Here is a 14,896-nt window from a genome sequence, read left to right as displayed (position 1 = left end):
TTGGATCTGTACGGGCCGCCCGAGCTAAAAAATCCAACCCAAAAAACCGGATTTTTGATCGTCGCATGCATAATTAAGTGAGCCGGTCAGTAGGATGATAGAAACTTATCCGGACTGTGGGCAAGTGTGGAATATTGGAAAGACCATGCTTTTTTTATTTCATTCGCTAATGATTTGTCATACAATAAAAGTACGAGTAACAAGTTGTCTCATTTATAGACGGTCACTCCCCATGCCATGGACGAAGAAGGGAGAGATAGCGATGAAAATAGAACGGATTAATGAAAATACCCTTAAGTTTTATATCAGTTATCTAGATATTGAGGACCGCGGATTTGACCGCGAAGAAATCTGGTACAATCGTGACAGAAGCGAAGAACTTTTCTGGCAGATGATGGATGAGGCCCACAGTCAGGAATCCTTTTCACTCGAAGGACCATTGTGGATACAGGTTCAGGCGCTTGAAAAGGGCATGGAAATCATTGTCACACGGGCGCAGATCTCGAAAGACGGTTCCAATTTGCAGCTTCCTGTTTCTACAGATAAACAACCGGACAGTCTGAATGAAAACAGTGAGACAGATCCGGATGATCGTTTGCCTGGCGGCGAGGGGGAACAGGAGAAAAGAGAAACATACCTAAAACCGAGACACAATCGTACGACTGTTCACGGAAAAGAGGGTGACGATCGTTCATTTGTCATCGAGTTTGAAGATATAGAAGATTTGATTTTGCTCAGTCATGCTTTTGAGAGCCATGAGGGCGTAGACACGGCCTTGTTCGCCTACGATGAAAAGTATTACCTCAATGTGCTGTTTTCAGAAGAGCTCTCAGACGATCGCCAGGATGACGACTTGAGCACAATGCTGGAGTTTGGTATTGAAACAAACCTGACCTGCTTCACGCTTCAGGAATATGGTAAAGAACTGATCGGAACGCAGGCACTTAAAACGATCAAGTCTCATTTTCCTTTGATTCCCTGAGCTAATCATGTATGAGAGGGAACAAAACGCCCTCAAGGCGTGGAGAAGTCCGTCATGACCGTTGTCTGTTTTCGTATTCTAAGAGGCTGTCCCGTCAGTCGAGTTTTCTTTCGACAATGGAACAGCCTTTTTTCTATTTATATTCCTGATAGAGCAGCATTCTGAAATTTTTGATTTGAATAGCTTATCTCACGTTTTTTTGTTTGGGCAGAAAAAACGTCCGGGTGAATTCATGACCTCGTTATAATTAACTCAACTTTCGCAGCTCAAATTTGGTAGATAAGCCTTGATATAATTAGGTAAATGGCTGATCCATTGCTGGAGTTGACGGGTCACTAACTCTTTGATTGCCTTTTTCGTCTTGGTTAAAGCGTCCTGCAGAATAGCTATTGGGTAAAGATCAGACGAAAAACAAGTTGGGAGAGATAACCGCAGGAGAAGCCAAAAGATTTAACGATGCCTGCCTGACGAAGATGTTTCAAGACGTGAAGTTTATCAAATTGGACTTTAATTTCTTCAGGGAGTTGATTCTTTTGTATGTGATTCGCTATCATGTAGAGGATACCTTTTCTATTTGGTAGTGCATTGCGACAGATTCACTATACCAAAAAGCAAGGTGTCTTTCTATTTAATCAAGCCCCTTAAATGACAACCAATGGATCCCGTGATGCACAGCGTTCGACTCGATTTTTAGACTGCGAAAGTTGAGTAATTAAAAAATGATTATTCCGTTAGCTCATGATCAATCATTGTCTGTGTTGTTGAATGCCGGTACGCAGGTGATAGAAAAGTTCTACAACGCCTTAAGCCTATAGGGAATCAGCCAAAGTGTAGAAGAATCATTCCGAACGCAAAGATCATCGGCGAAGGGCGATATAATCCGCTGATCGTCGATATATTTTCGTGAAGGGCGATATAATCTGCTGAGCGTCGATATATTTTCGCGAAGGGCGATATAATCCGCTGAGCGTCGATATATTTTCGTGAAGGGCGATATAATCTGCTGGGCGTCGATATATTTTCGTGAAGGGCGATATAATCTGCTGGGCGTCGATATATTTTCGTGAAGGGCGATATAATCCGCTGAGCGTCGATATATTTTCGCAAAGGGCGATATAATCTGCTGGGCGTCGATATATTTTCGTGAAGGGCGATATAATCTGCTGAGCGTCGATATATTTTCGCGAAGGGCGATATAATCTGCTGGGCGTCGATATATTTTCGTGAAGGGCGATATAATCTGCTGAGCGTCGATATATTTTCGTGAAGGGCGATATAATCCGCTGAGCGTCGATATATTTTCGCAAAGGGCGATATAATCTGCTGAGCGTCGATATATTTTCGTGAAGGGCGATATAATCTGCTGAACCCCATGAAAGGAAGAGTCGTCCTAAACTTAGAATTTATCGACCTTAGATACAGAAAAAATATATTCTACAGATTATCCCATCTGCATGAATTAAAGGGAACTTACAAAATAAAAAAGCACCTTTCGCAGACAGGAAAAAATTTCTTTTTGTCGAAATATATATCCATGAATAACAAAGATGAAGGTTGTGATGAAATGCTCATTGCCGCAATGGATGACGGACGCCTGATTTCTCTTGTTTCTCCTGACTTTACTAGGAGTGAGCTGAATCTGCTGAGAAACAGGAAGCGGTTCTATTGTCCGGTGTGCCGCTCACCGGTTCGTCTGAGACTCGGAAGTAAAAAAAAGTGGCATTTTTCCCACCACCCGAAATATCCTTGCATTATTGAAACAGAACCGGAATCAACGGCACACTTGAGCGGAAAAGAAGATTTATTTCAATGGACCAAAGCAAATGGCCGTACGCCTGAACTGGAGCATTATATCCCGGAGATCCACCAGAGGCCTGATATTTATCTCCCGGGCATTCATCCGATTGCTCTTGAATATCAGTGCAGCACTATCTCAGAAGAGAAGCTTCACGCGCGCACATGTGGGTACATGAGCGTGGGCATCCGTCCGATCTGGATACTTGGAGGCGCGCGGCAGAAGAAAATCAGATGTCTTGCCAGATTATCGGGCTTTGAGTCTCAGACGATTCAGTTTTCCAATCGAAATGCCCCCAGCCATCCCTTTTTCTCTCCTTATTATGTCAGTTACTACTACCCCGCCGAAAAAAGAATCTGTTTCGCCGGCCACCTTCATCCCGTCTCAAAAACCATGTACATTACCCAGGAAATAAACCATATGATTCCTTCAGCCAGACCTCATCAGTTGATCATGCCCGCCCTTCCCTTTTCACCGGAATCTTTCAAACAGGATTGGGCAGACTGCAAGAGACGCTATCGCCTGAGTGTCCCATCTCATCTTTCACGTGAAGAATACTGGCTGCGCCAGCAAGCCTACCGGTTGAGGATGAACTATTCCGGCTTTCCTTCTTTTGTCGGTCTCCCGCATCGCGATTATATTCATTTTTCCCTTCCGCCCTGCCTGTGGCAGATGTGGATTTATTTTGTAATGACCCACAGTCCGCCCGATTTGTGGCTCACACCGGACATGCTGATGCGAACTGGAAAAATAGGAGGAACTGAGACCGTTTTTTTGAGAAGGAGCCTCCCGCTCTGTCCGAAACGATCACTCGCCGGAGTGATAAAAACTTATCTTGAACAGCTCGTTAAGCTGAATAAGGCAGAAGGGAAAGAAGGAGCCTATCGCTTTCGGGCCTCTCGGATAGCCGGCGACCTGCCTCTGGATCAGCTTCTGAAACAAGACCGGCTTGTTCTCGATTCACTGGAACGCGTTCATGGTCAGATGAATAAATGATGCTTTACCTGGTTTTTGCGCAAAATAAGAAAAAGAAGTACGATAGAATTGGTTTTTATTCAACGGTTAAAAACGTATAAGCATATGGAGGTGGCGTAATGGCCGGCGAAAACACAACAGCCCTTCCGAAAAGGGAGGACATTCCAAAAGAAGAGACATGGGATCTTGAGGCGATTTTTCCTGATATCGGATCCTGGGAAAAAGCTTTTCAGAAAGTTAAAGATTTAGTTCCTGAGATAGAGGCCTTTAAGGGAAAACTGCAGGAATCTTCGGAAACCTTGTTTGCAATGTTAAAGAAACAGGACGAACTGACAGAAATTTTGTACAAAGTATACGTCTACGCCCACATGAAATCCGATGAAGATACGGCGAATTCGACCTACCAGGCTCTTCATGACAGAGCGGGAAATCTGGCTACTGTGGTTGGAAGCAAGCTGGCTTTTGTCACGCCTGAAATATTGGCCATTGATCCGGAAAAGCTGGACAGTTTTCTGAACGAGAACAAGGAGCTTCAGCTCTACCGGCACGCCATTGATGAAATCACAAGGACGAGACCGCATGTGCTTGATGCGGAAAAAGAAGCGCTTTTGGCTGCAGCGGGAGATGTGACGGACGCTTCGTCTGCTACTTTCGGCATGCTGAACAATGCCGATCTGAAATTCCCGAAAATTAAGGACGAAAACGGCGATGACGTGGAAATTACGCATGGCCGTTACGGAAAACTTATGGAAAGCGAGGACAGGCGGGTACGCAAGGAAACTTTTGAAGACACTTATGCGGTTTATGGCGCTTTTAAAAATACATTGGCTTCAACGCTCAGCGGCCAGATCAAGCGCGACAATTTTTACGCGGCGGCGAGGCACTATAAATCGGCACGCAAGGCGGCTCTTTTCGGCAACAATATTCCCGAATCGGTCTATGACAATTTGATAAAAACCATTCATGATCACCTGCCTTTGATGTACCGTTATGTAGCGCTGCGCAAGAAAGCGCTGAAAGTCGATGAACTGCATATGTATGATCTTTATGCACCGCTTGTTCAGAATGCAAAAATCAAAGTAACCTATGAGGAAGCGAAGGAACTTGTTTTGAAGGGGCTCGCCCCGCTCGGCGAAGATTATCTGGATGTGATCCGGGAGGGTTTCAAAAAGCGCTGGATTGATGTCAGGGAAACTCAGAACAAGAGAAGCGGCGGCTATTCAGGAGGGGCATTCGGTACGATGCCGTATATTTTGCTTAATTGGCAGGACAACATCAACAGTGTGTTTACCCTGGCTCACGAACTTGGACACTCTATGCACAGCTATTATTCACGTACCTGCCAGCCGTACCCCTATTCGGATTATTCGATTTTTGTCGCGGAAGTGGCTTCGACGTGCAATGAAGCGCTGCTTAATCATTATCTGCTTGAAACGACGGATGATAAAAAGAAGAAATTATATTTGCTGAATAATCAGCTTGAAGGCTTCAAGGCAACGGTTTTCCGCCAGACAATGTTTGCGGAATTCGAGCATATGATTCATGAAAAAGCCCGAGACGGGGAAGCGCTGACGGCCGATCTGCTGACCGGCATCTATTACGACCTTAATAAAACGTATTTTGGCGGGGAGATTGTTGTCGACAAACCGATCGGACTCGAATGGGCGAGAATCCCTCATTTTTATTATAACTATTACGTTTATCAATACGCGACCGGATACAGCGCGGCCTCGGCTCTCTCGAAGCAGATCCTCGAAGAAGGAACCCCTGCGGTTGAGAGATACAAAAATTATCTGAAGTCAGGCAGTTCCGACTATCCGATTGAAGTTCTGAAGAAAGCGGGCGTCGATATGGCTGAACCGAAGCCGGTTCAGCAGGCAATGGAAGTGTTCGGACAGGTGCTGGATGAAATGGAGCAGTTGATGTTCGGGTGAAACACGGATAAAAAAAACAGCACAAAAAAAGCGGCAAGTCCGAATCCGCTTTTTTTGTGCTGTCATTTGTTTCTCGGCCGAACGGTAAGAAAACGGATCAGCAGAAAAATGATCAGAAACATGAGCCCGCCGGACAAAATGAGTGAATGAAGATGCATCAGACCAAGAAGGTAGTAGAAAAAACAAAGGCCGGCCATGACAGCCAGCGACAGTGCGGTCAGCGGCTTCATATGAATCCATCCTTTAAAATGAATTGTTACAAGCCTATGAGCGCTTAATCCGCAATATACTTCCAGTACGTTCCGCTTCTCAATACGACCGGTTCAATGACCTGCTGCAGCTGGAGTTTGCGAAGTTCCTTCAAAGCATCCTCTTCCGGCAGATCATAGACCACCGAGACTTCTTTGGTTGCGAGAAAACCTTGCTGTTTAAAATACTCTTTCAGAGAAGGAGGGGGGCTGGCAACAGGCGTTTCGCCAAGCAGCTCCGTCAGTATCTGAACGTAAACATCATAGGCATAACGTCCGTTGACCTTGATGGCCTCAGAATCGCCGTCCGCCGTGGAAAAGACAAGAGACGGCAGTTCAGTGATCGACATCTCGTTTGCCAGCCGGCGGTCACACTGCAGCGATTTAATCGGACGGCAGGAATGAAAGTCGCTGTTGAACTCGTCAATGTCCAATTCAGCAAGGCGTGCGACTTCAAGCAGTTCGTGAAATTGATTCATTCCCCTTTTGCGGAAAAAAATCTGCTCTCTTATCCGCCTTAGAAAACGATTGCCGGCGGCCTTTCCCTGAAATTCGGCGGCCTTAATAGATAAGGCGACAGCATAAGGGGAAGGAGGATTTTCAAACCAGACATCGCTGTCGCAGCACATACCTGTCAAGTGAGCGTACTTATCCCATTCCTCAGCAATCTTCTTAGCCTGGTTAAATTGGCAGCGGTTTGCCGTATCATGTTTTGTCGTCAGCAAAAAACGAAAAGTGAAGTAGTCATGATATTCCAGAAAGAATTTTTTCATCAACGGCTCAAGACCCCAGCATTCTGCGCAGAGGGGATCGATAAAAGCCAGAATCTCCACTCGGCGACTATTTCTGGAGTGATTGTACAGTGAACATATCGTGTGGCCCGGTGTTCCCTCACATGTCGATCGGTCATCGTAAAATATCACGGGAAATCACCCCTCCGAGATGATTAATAGCAGGCTGATTGATCATATGATGCGCTGTTTTCGACAATCTTTCGAAGATGATTTTCCGATATTCAGGATCCAGACCAATATCATTCATTGCATGGTCCATACAGGTCAGCCAGGCGTCAGCTTCCTCCGCTCCAATTTTAAAATGAAGGTGGCGTGCGCGGAGCATCGGATGGCCATGTTCCATGGAATACAGCTGGGGGCCTCCCAGCAGCTGAGTCAGAAACTGCTTTTGTTTCCGAACCGTCTCACTCATGTCGTCAGGGAAGAGAGAAGAAATAACCGGATGAAGCTTCACATGATGGTAAAATGCCTCTACGAGCCTGTTTACGGTTTTTTCTCCGCCAATCGCTTCAAACAACGGCAGCCCACTCTTATTCATAATAATAAAATTCAACCTTCCTTTTTTTATTTTATCTATAATCTGTCCAGCAACATGTTTAAGAAAGAACGAAGTCCTCTCCAACATGACGGTTGCACTGGTTTGTTCCGCTGATCGGTTTGAGTATTCGTTTTAAACCAGAGCAGCTTAACGGAAGCCCCGGAAACTTTCTATATTGTAACAAGACTGGATGGCATAGGGCAACTAATCCATACTTTCAGCCGCTTCTTCCGACTTTTTTCAGGAAACACCTTTAAAGATTGAAAAGTTTGTTTCGTCTTATGAATGAAAAAAATAAGACATTTCAACAGGGGGTTGAATCCGATTCGGAAAGTGCTATAATTTGAAACCCCTGGAAGAATGTTCGCCGTTTAATGGGCTTGAGGCCCGTTATACTAAGTACTGATATAATATTATGTCAAGGGAAGACGGAAAGTATGAATACGACGGTTTTGAGAGAACTAGCTAAAAAGTTGCTGATTGCGGTTTGTGCGGCTTTTCTGTGTGCAATGAGTATGAATTTCTTTCTTGTCCCTGCCAAAGTCTATGCGTCCGGAATTAATGGCGCGGCCCAGCTGATTACCGATGTATTGCGCGATTATCTGCACCTGAGCCTGTCAATCGGAGTCCTTGTTCTCCTCTTGAATCTGCCTATTGCCCTGCTCGGATGGTTTAAAGTTGGAAAAAGCTTTACTTTTTTCAGCTTTATTACAGTATTGTTTACTTCATTCTTTTTGTCTGTCATTCCGGTTCATCCGTTGTCGCGCGATATTCTGCTGAATGCGATCTTCGGGGGAATGATTTCAGCGGTTGGCGTCGGTGTGGCGCTCAAATACGGAATTTCAACAGGAGGACTTGATATCATTGCGATTTACCTGACAAGAAAGAACCGCAACGCGTCATCGGGTAAATATTTTTTGATTCTGAACGGTATCATCATTGTTATTGCCGGGGCGGTGTATGAATGGCAATATGCACTGTACACGCTCATATCAAGGTTTGTCAACAGCTATGTGATTGATATGATCCATACAAAATATCAGAAGCTGACGGTGATTACAGTGACAGATCAAGCGGATAAGCTGGTTAGTGCGATGCAGGATCAGTTTGACCGCGGGGCGACGATCATCCCGTCTTACGGAGGCTTTACGAAAAAAAAGCGCTTTTCGGTCATGATTGTCATCAGCCATTATGAACTCTATAAGATGGAGCAGCTGATCAAAGAAGTCGATCCGAATTCCTTTACGAATATCCTGGAAACAAATAAAATTATCGGCATTTTTCACACTGAGGAACAGCAGCGTGCCATCCAGGCGATGAAACATGGAGAAGAATCCGAGAGGGCCAGACATACGCTCGGAGACGAAGATTACCATCGTTTTGAACAATTGTTTCATACAAAGACAAATGTAACGATACCCGGCCGCTTTCCGTTTCAGGATGAATAAAAAAGGACGGTGCCTGTTGTAGGAGCACCGTCCTTTTTTATTCAGCAGACTTTATAATGAGAAAACACAAAACTCTTGAATCGTGAAGCGGCAGGAGAAAGGTAACGATCTTCATACCATGACAGTCCGATCTGACGTTCGCAGCTGGGCCAGCTCACGTGAATCTTAGCGACTCTGCTGCTGTCAATATCCTTTTGGTCAGGCAGCAGTGCGACGCCGAGACCTGCGGCGACAAGACCGGCAAGCGTCGTCACTTCTTCACCCTCAAAAGTAATGTTTGGCGTAAAGTTTGCTTTTCTGCAGAGTTTGTCGGCTATTTTGCGCAGTTCAAATCCCGGCTTGTATGAAATGAACGGTTCGGACTGAATTTCATCCAAGGTGATCGACCCTCTCTTTGCCAGAGGATGGGACGCCGGAACCATGATAAAAAGTTCTTCATTCCATAGTTTTTCCCATTGAATGTGAGGAATATCAAAGGTGTGATGCACGAGACAGAGATCGATTTCACCCGCTTGCAATTGCCTGAGCAAAGACACATTATTGTTTTGGTAAAGCTTGATTTTTGTATTCGGGTGGTTGCACTGAAACGCGCTCAAAATATCGGGAATCATATTGATGCCTAAAGTATGCAGAAAGCCAAGCGAAACTTCGCCATACTCAGGATCAAGAAGTGCCTGAATCTCTTTTTTTGTCTCATCAAACTCCTTAAGAATCCGATTGGCATGCTTCAGAAACAGCTTGCCGTACTGATTGAGAATGATGTTTCGTCCCTGCCTCTCGAAAAGGCCGACGCCAAGCTCTTCTTCCAGGCGGGCAATGGACCTGCTGAGGGCAGGCTGCGAGATGGAAAGTGCTTCGGCCGCCTGGGTCATGTGCTGAAGCCGGGCGACCATCTGGAAATATTCGATTTGTTGCCACTCCATATCAATCACTCCTTGGATGGGTGGGACAGCAGTGATTCGTAAGTAAGAGGGGCTTCTTTCAGAAGAGCTGCTTCCCTTGCCCCCCATATATAAGATACCACAATATGACTGCTGTGCATGAATGGTATGCAAATTATATATTAGACATCATAAATGATTTGTCATAGTATGAAAAATACCAACAAAAGTGAAGGGATGAACATCTCATGGGTTATCTTTCACCAGAGAACAAGGCGTTTAGAAAAACATTGATTGCCTTGTTTCTGGGAAGCTTCATCATGTATGCGGATTTATACAGTACACAGCCGGTGATCGCTGTCATCGCCGAACAATTTCATGTTCCTCCCGCAACAGCGAGCCTGACCCTTTCCGCAGCTACCGGCGCGCTTGCTATTTTCTTATTCTTTGTATCTTTTACTTCAGGTATGTTTGATCGAAAAAAGATCATGACACTTGCACTTGGCTCGTCAGCCGTCCTTTGTTTTGCCGTTGGCTTTATCCACTATCTTCCGCTTCTGATTGCTGTCCGGTTTATGCAGGGCGCACTGCTGGCCGGTTATCCATCTATCGCCATGGCTTATGTCAACGAAGAATTTGATAAACGCTGTCTCGGCTATGTCATCGGAATCTATGTCAGCGGCAACAGTCTCGGAGGGCTGACGGGACGCCTGATTGTCGGCACCTTGAGCGATGCATACTCATGGAATGTGGCCATCGGATTTCTCGGGTTACTGAATATGGTCATGTGTGCGTTGTTTATTATATTTCTTCCCAAATCACGGCATTTTGACGCGAATAAAGTGTCTTTGAAAAGGACGACGGTAGGTTTCATTGAAAATATTGAGTCGCCCGCGCTTGTGCTTATCTATTGTCTTGGGTTTATTTTGATGGGCGGATTTGTAACGGTTTATAACTATATAGGCATTCCATTGATGCAGCCTCCATACAATCTGAGCCAGACTTTTATCGGTTTTATCTTTCTTATCTTTCTGGTCGGCACATTCAGTTCAACCTGGATGGGCAAACTGTCCGATCGCATGAGCCGAACAGGAGTGGTCGCGTTCTGTCTGTCTATGATGGTGACCGGTCTTCTGGTCACGATGAGTGCACCACTCATTCTGAAAGTAATCGGCCTGGCCCTTTTTACCTTCGGCTTTTTCGGCGGTCATTCTGTCGCCAGCAGCTGGGTCGGTATTCTTGCCAATCGACGGGAAAAGGCACAGTCTTCGTCTCTTTATCTTTTGTTCTATTATGTTGGCTCCAGTGTTGAAGGTTCTGTCGGGGGAATTTTTCTCGACCGTTTCGGCTGGGCGGGAGTCGTATCCATGGTTGCGTCTATCTGTTCGATCGGGATCATCCTCGCTTTCACTGTCAGCAAGGTGATTGTTTACAAGGCACAGCATCCTCGCCATCGCAGGCACCATCAGCGAAAAATCGCCGGACAGCACGTTTAATGCACGGAACTTTCACTCCGCCAGGCCGGAAGACCACAGCGGTTTTTTTGTGTTATAGGAAAGTATAAAAATTTTAAGGATTATAATGTAAGCGACCGAACAGATCGCCGCGTCCTGCGGCATGTTCGGCATTAGGCCGCCCTGGCCCCCAACTAAGGCTCAGCCTGCGCCAAAGGCCCCGCTTCGCCAAGTTTTCTAATATAATATAAGGTAATAAGGGTTTTGGGAAGCCAAAAATAAGTGGTTCCGGAGCATATCTTCCTTATTGGACGAACCCGCGGACAGTACATGAGGTTTTTGAAACTTATGTAATCATGAACAAAGAGGTGTTTTTATTGACGACATTTGAAGAGTATAAGTATGAACGGCCGGATGTCGGATCATACGAGAAAGCGTTCGAAGCGGCTTTCGATGAGTTCAGTGCCGCAGGCTCAGCGGCCGAAGCCGAAAGCGCGGCAGAAAAAATCAATGCACTGCGCAAGCATCTTGATACGATGTTTAATCTTGTTGAAATCAGGCATACCGTGAATACGGACGATCCATTTTATAAAGCTGAAAATGATTTTATGGATGAGACCATGCCGATTTTTGAAGGAAAGACGACGGAGTATTACCGGCGGCTTTTAAATTCTCCTTTCAGAGAAGATCTTGAGAAAAAATGGGGAAGTCAGCTGTTTGCCCTTGCAGAAGCTCAGCTCAAATCGTTTTCTCCGGAAGTCATTCCCTTGATGCAGCAGGAGAATAAATGGGCTTCCAAATATACGAAGCTCATTGCCGCAGCGAAAATTCCTTTTGAAGGAGAAGAGCGTACGCTGGCTCAGCTCGAACCGTTTGCCGAAGCTCCAGACCGGACAATGCGGAAGGCCGCTATCGAGGCGCGATTCGGCTATTTTGCCGAAAATGAGGCGGAATTTGACGATATTTACGATCATCTGGTGAAAATCCGTACGGAAATCGCCCACAAACTTGGATTTAAAAACTATGCCGATCTCAGTTATTACCGAATGGCACGCATCGGGTATGATAAAACCATGGTCAGGGAGTACCGCGAGCAGATCAGAAAATACGTTGTTCCGGTTGCGAACCGGCTGTATGAACGCCAGCGAAAGAGAATCGGCGTGGACAAGCTGAACTATTATGATGAATCGTTTAACTTCAAATCCGGCAATGCCGCGCCAAAGGGCGATTCGAACTGGATCATTGAGAACGGGAAGAAGATGTATGAAGAACTGTCTCCGGAAACCGGCGAATTTTTCCGTTTCATGATGGATCATCATTTGATGGATCTGCTGGCGACAAAAGGAAAGGCGGGGGGAGGCTATTGTACCTACATTTTCGACTATGAGTCTCCATTCATTTTTTCGAACTTTAATGGAACATCCGGAGACGTTGATGTTCTGACCCATGAAGCGGGCCATGCTTTTCAAGTCTACTCCACACATTTCGGCAGTCCCGAATATTGCTGGCCGACTTATGAAGGAGCCGAGATCCATTCGATGAGCATGGAGTTTTTTACATGGCCGTGGATGAATCTTTTTTTTCAGGAGGATACAGAGAAACGTAAATTTTCCCATCTGAGCAGTGCGCTCCTGTTTCTGCCTTATGGTGTCAGCGTCGATGAATTTCAGCATGTTGTCTACGAGCATCCTGAACTGACACCGGCCGAAAGGAAACAGGCGTGGAGGGAGATAGAAAAGAAATATTTGCCGCAGCGGGACTATGACGGTTTTGATTACCTTGAGCGCGGCGGCTTCTGGCAAAAGCAGGGACATATTTATGAATCTCCGTTCTATTACATCGACTATACACTGGCGCAGGTATGCGCATTTGAGTTCTGGAAAAAGTCGCAAGAAGATTATAAAGCAGCATGGAAGGATTATCTCCGCCTCTGCAGGCAGGGAGGAAGCCGATCGTTTTTAGATCTGGTAAGGGGGGCCGGACTTGTATCCCCGTTTGAGAAGGGGTGCGTGGATTCCGTGATCGATGCCGTAGCTTCATGGCTGGATCAGGTTGACGACAGCAAGTTTTAAATGCCGGATTGGAGTGACTGCTGTCCTCTAAATATATTAGAAAACTTGGCGTAGGCTGAGCCTTAGTTGTAGCGGCGAGGACGGCCTAATGCCGAACATGCCGCAGGACGCGGCGATCTGTTCGGTCGCTTACACTATCTATAATCCTTAAAATTTTTGTACTTTCCTATAATGTTAAAAAGCCGGAGCAGGGAGCTGCCAACGCTCTCCTGTTCCGGCTTAATTTGTATTCAGTTAGAGATTTATCTGTCATCCATTGAGCGATCATGCTGCATCTGTTAAGCTTGCCGACTTTCTGAGCTGAATCCATCAAGCACGCGTTTGACATAGGCCTGTGTTTCGGCGAAAGGGGGGACTCCGCCGTACTTTGCCACATTGGCGGCGCCGGCATTGTAAGCGGCTAGAGCCAGGCTCACGTTTCCACCAAACTGATCCAGCAGCTTTCTCAAATATTTTGTTCCGCCTTCAATGTTCTGTGCGGGATCATAGGCATCGGAGACGCCCAAAGATTCGGCAGTTCCCGGCATCAGCTGCATCAGCCCCTGAGCTCCTGCGGGGCTTGTCGCCTCCGGATTGCCTCCGGATTCCGCCGCAATCACGGAGGCAATCAGCCCTGGATCAACCGAATATTTTTTGCTCATCTCTCCAATAATCCCGCTGTAGGCAGACTGCCGGGTACTTGATAAGTTTCCCTGCCTGCTGGGAGCGGATGGCAAAGCATTCACTGAATGGCTCCCTCCGCCGGTTGTATAACCAGAAAGAGGGGCGGAAGAAGCGAGCTGTTGCCACAGCATGTCAGCCCCTCCGGCGGCACTGCCGGAGATCAAGCCGGCAGGCTGTCCACTTTGCTCCGGCACCGGCATATCCATGAGAAACATCAGTTCATTCAGAATATCTGAAAACCTCCCCTTCCCTGTTTGAGACGAAAAAGCGTCCGGCGCGGAGGCTTTTCCGGACATTTCCAAGGACAAGAGTTGTGACAGAGTGCCTGGATCAATCGCCACCAAGATCAGCTCCCTTTTTTCTGAAGTGCCTGATAGAGACGTAAAACTTTGTTTTTAGACGGCCTGTGTGGAATCGAGCATTCCGACAATAATTCCTCAAAAAGATGATCGCCTGTGCGGCGATCTTCTGCTTCAAATTCCAGTTCATAATCGTCGTGCTCGAAATAATAACTATGATCAATAAATAATTTACCGCTACTATAAGGAAATTGCGCGCGCAGAGTCGTCAGTTCGCCAATGTGAATCAGCTGATCCACATCAATACCCATCCGGGCGATCGCCTGCTCGACACTCCCGGCAGGTATGATACCGAAATGAATCAGGTTGAGGCTCTCCTCATCGGTGAGCCATTGGTGTGTCTCCAGAATGGCATCCTCATGAGGCTGTTTCAGAGTAAAATCATGCCGGCCGCTTATATGCCGGATGCGCAGCGCCGATTTTTTCCCCCGAAGTGCAAAGGTCGGGGTGTCGAAATAATCATTAATCTGTTTAAAAAAAGAAGAAGAATCCAGACTGAACTTTCGGCAAAGAAATGAAAATTCTTCCGAAGTCAGCATATTTTTAAACTCTATTTCCAATTCCTGAGCCATGCGTGATTACCCCTTGATGATCACTTTCATTTCGGTATGTCCATTTTATAAACTCGTAAGTTCTTCTAAATTATGACATAATGGGGGTGAAGAAACAACAGTTCTTAAAGTTAATTTCTGACCGGGAAGGATGTATGCCAGCTTTTTAACATAAGATGATTGTTGCGGAACTTAGGGTTGG

At 46.1% G+C, this 14,896-nt stretch carries 13 protein-coding genes and 1 pseudogene; 6 read left to right on the top strand and 8 right to left on the bottom strand.

Annotated elements, in window-relative coordinates; translation table 11 throughout:
• Nucleotides 1-262 precede the first annotated feature (262 nt).
• Complete coding sequence (mecA, locus tag IEX81_RS03740) at nt 263-982, top strand: adaptor protein MecA (protein ID WP_188801715.1); 720 nt, start codon at nt 263-265, stop codon at nt 980-982.
• A 395-nt stretch (nt 983-1,377) separates the two neighbouring features.
• On the opposite strand, the pseudogene IEX81_RS16945 reads toward mecA, so the two are convergent.
• Both IEX81_RS16945 and IEX81_RS03735 read right to left on the bottom strand, forming a co-directional pair.
• Nucleotides 1,378-1,536: pseudogene (locus tag IEX81_RS16945) on the bottom strand (IS4 family transposase); the annotation flags it as partial.
• Between the two features lie 265 nt (nt 1,537-1,801).
• Nucleotides 1,802-2,356: a hypothetical protein gene (locus IEX81_RS03735; protein ID WP_188801714.1), complete on the bottom strand. Its 555-nt coding sequence runs from the start codon at nt 2,354-2,356 to the stop codon at nt 1,802-1,804.
• 160 nt (nt 2,357-2,516) lie between these two features.
• Between IEX81_RS03735 and IEX81_RS03730 the strand changes: the two genes are divergently transcribed.
• Together IEX81_RS03730 and pepF are read left to right on the top strand one after the other, a co-directional pair.
• A complete protein-coding gene (locus IEX81_RS03730; RefSeq protein ID WP_188801713.1) occupies nt 2,517-3,773 on the top strand; it encodes a competence protein CoiA in 1,257 nt (418 codons plus the stop codon).
• 98 nt (nt 3,774-3,871) lie between these two features.
• Nucleotides 3,872-5,686 (top strand): oligoendopeptidase F, encoded by a 1,815-nt coding sequence (gene pepF, locus IEX81_RS03725; RefSeq protein WP_188801712.1) that lies wholly within the window; start codon nt 3,872-3,874, stop codon nt 5,684-5,686.
• A gap of 62 nt (nt 5,687-5,748) precedes the next feature.
• On the opposite strand, the gene IEX81_RS03720 is transcribed toward pepF, so the two are convergent.
• From IEX81_RS03720 to IEX81_RS03710, 3 genes are read right to left on the bottom strand one after another with little or no spacing between them, the layout of a single operon-like run.
• Nucleotides 5,749-5,916 carry a hypothetical protein gene (locus tag IEX81_RS03720; RefSeq protein WP_188801711.1) on the bottom strand — a complete coding sequence of 56 codons (168 nt, stop codon included), beginning with the start codon at nt 5,914-5,916 and terminating at the stop codon, nt 5,749-5,751.
• Between the two features lie 44 nt (nt 5,917-5,960).
• The gene (locus IEX81_RS03715; RefSeq protein WP_188801710.1) at nt 5,961-6,857 is read right to left on the bottom strand and encodes a DsbA family protein; all 897 of its coding nucleotides are present in this window, start codon (nt 6,855-6,857) and stop codon (nt 5,961-5,963) included.
• Nucleotides 6,841-7,266, bottom strand: a complete 426-nt coding sequence (locus tag IEX81_RS03710; protein WP_188801709.1) for a globin domain-containing protein — start codon at nt 7,264-7,266, stop codon at nt 6,841-6,843. Before IEX81_RS03710 ends, IEX81_RS03715 begins: the two co-directional genes overlap by 17 nt.
• 437 nt (nt 7,267-7,703) lie before the next feature.
• On the opposite strand from IEX81_RS03710, the gene IEX81_RS03705 reads away from it, so the two are divergent.
• On the top strand, nt 7,704-8,714 hold the full coding sequence (locus tag IEX81_RS03705) for a YitT family protein (RefSeq protein ID WP_188801708.1): 1,011 nt from the start codon (nt 7,704-7,706) through the stop codon (nt 8,712-8,714).
• 41 nt (nt 8,715-8,755) lie between these two features.
• Here the strand turns inward: IEX81_RS03705 and IEX81_RS03700 are convergent, their stop codons facing one another.
• Complete coding sequence (locus IEX81_RS03700; RefSeq protein ID WP_188801707.1) at nt 8,756-9,637, bottom strand: LysR family transcriptional regulator; 882 nt, start codon at nt 9,635-9,637, stop codon at nt 8,756-8,758.
• A 206-nt stretch (nt 9,638-9,843) separates the two neighbouring features.
• On the opposite strand from IEX81_RS03700, the gene IEX81_RS03695 reads away from it, so the two are divergent.
• Nucleotides 9,844-11,091, top strand: coding sequence for an MFS transporter (locus IEX81_RS03695; protein ID WP_188801706.1), 1,248 nt, complete (start codon nt 9,844-9,846; stop codon nt 11,089-11,091).
• A gap of 314 nt (nt 11,092-11,405) precedes the next feature.
• Nucleotides 11,406-13,121, top strand: coding sequence for a M3 family oligoendopeptidase (locus IEX81_RS03690; protein ID WP_188801705.1), 1,716 nt, complete (start codon nt 11,406-11,408; stop codon nt 13,119-13,121).
• Between the two features lie 278 nt (nt 13,122-13,399).
• On the opposite strand, the gene IEX81_RS16765 is transcribed toward IEX81_RS03690, so the two are convergent.
• Together IEX81_RS16765 and IEX81_RS03680 are read right to left on the bottom strand one after the other, a co-directional pair.
• Entirely contained in the window at nt 13,400-14,125 is a 726-nt protein-coding gene (locus IEX81_RS16765; protein ID WP_308424059.1) for a lytic transglycosylase domain-containing protein, read from the bottom strand.
• Between the two features lie 5 nt (nt 14,126-14,130).
• A complete protein-coding gene (locus IEX81_RS03680) occupies nt 14,131-14,715 on the bottom strand; it encodes a CYTH domain-containing protein (RefSeq protein ID WP_188801704.1) in 585 nt (194 codons plus the stop codon).
• Nucleotides 14,716-14,896 lie beyond the last annotated feature (181 nt).

The organism is Sporolactobacillus putidus (genome assembly GCF_014647035.1).
Taxonomy (GTDB): Bacteria; Bacillota; Bacilli; order Bacillales; family Sporolactobacillaceae; genus Sporolactobacillus; species Sporolactobacillus putidus.
The sequence above is the reverse complement of the archived record's forward strand: the minus strand, read 5'-3'. Positions and strand labels throughout refer to the sequence as shown.

Bases quoted from the DNA above. Each gene is read 5' to 3' on its own strand.
- IEX81_RS03680 (WP_188801704.1), bottom strand. From the start codon at position 14,715: ATGGCTCAGGAATTGGAAATAGAGTTTAAAAATATGCTGACTTCGGAA.
- IEX81_RS03705 (WP_188801708.1), top strand. From the start codon at position 7,704: ATGAATACGACGGTTTTGAGAGAACTAGCTAAAAAGTTGCTGATTGCG.
- IEX81_RS03720 (WP_188801711.1), bottom strand. From the start codon at position 5,916: ATGAAGCCGCTGACCGCACTGTCGCTGGCTGTCATGGCCGGCCTTTGT.
- IEX81_RS03710 (WP_188801709.1), bottom strand. From the start codon at position 7,266: ATGAATAAGAGTGGGCTGCCGTTGTTTGAAGCGATTGGCGGAGAAAAA.
- IEX81_RS03730 (WP_188801713.1), top strand. From the start codon at position 2,517: ATGAATAACAAAGATGAAGGTTGTGATGAAATGCTCATTGCCGCAATG.
- IEX81_RS03695 (WP_188801706.1), top strand. From the start codon at position 9,844: ATGGGTTATCTTTCACCAGAGAACAAGGCGTTTAGAAAAACATTGATT.
- IEX81_RS03700 (WP_188801707.1), bottom strand. From the start codon at position 9,637: ATGGAGTGGCAACAAATCGAATATTTCCAGATGGTCGCCCGGCTTCAG.
- mecA (WP_188801715.1), top strand. From the start codon at position 263: ATGAAAATAGAACGGATTAATGAAAATACCCTTAAGTTTTATATCAGT.
- IEX81_RS03735 (WP_188801714.1), bottom strand. From the start codon at position 2,356: ATGGGGTTCAGCAGATTATATCGCCCTTCACGAAAATATATCGACGCT.
- IEX81_RS03690 (WP_188801705.1), top strand. From the start codon at position 11,406: ATGAACAAAGAGGTGTTTTTATTGACGACATTTGAAGAGTATAAGTAT.
- pepF (WP_188801712.1), top strand. From the start codon at position 3,872: ATGGCCGGCGAAAACACAACAGCCCTTCCGAAAAGGGAGGACATTCCA.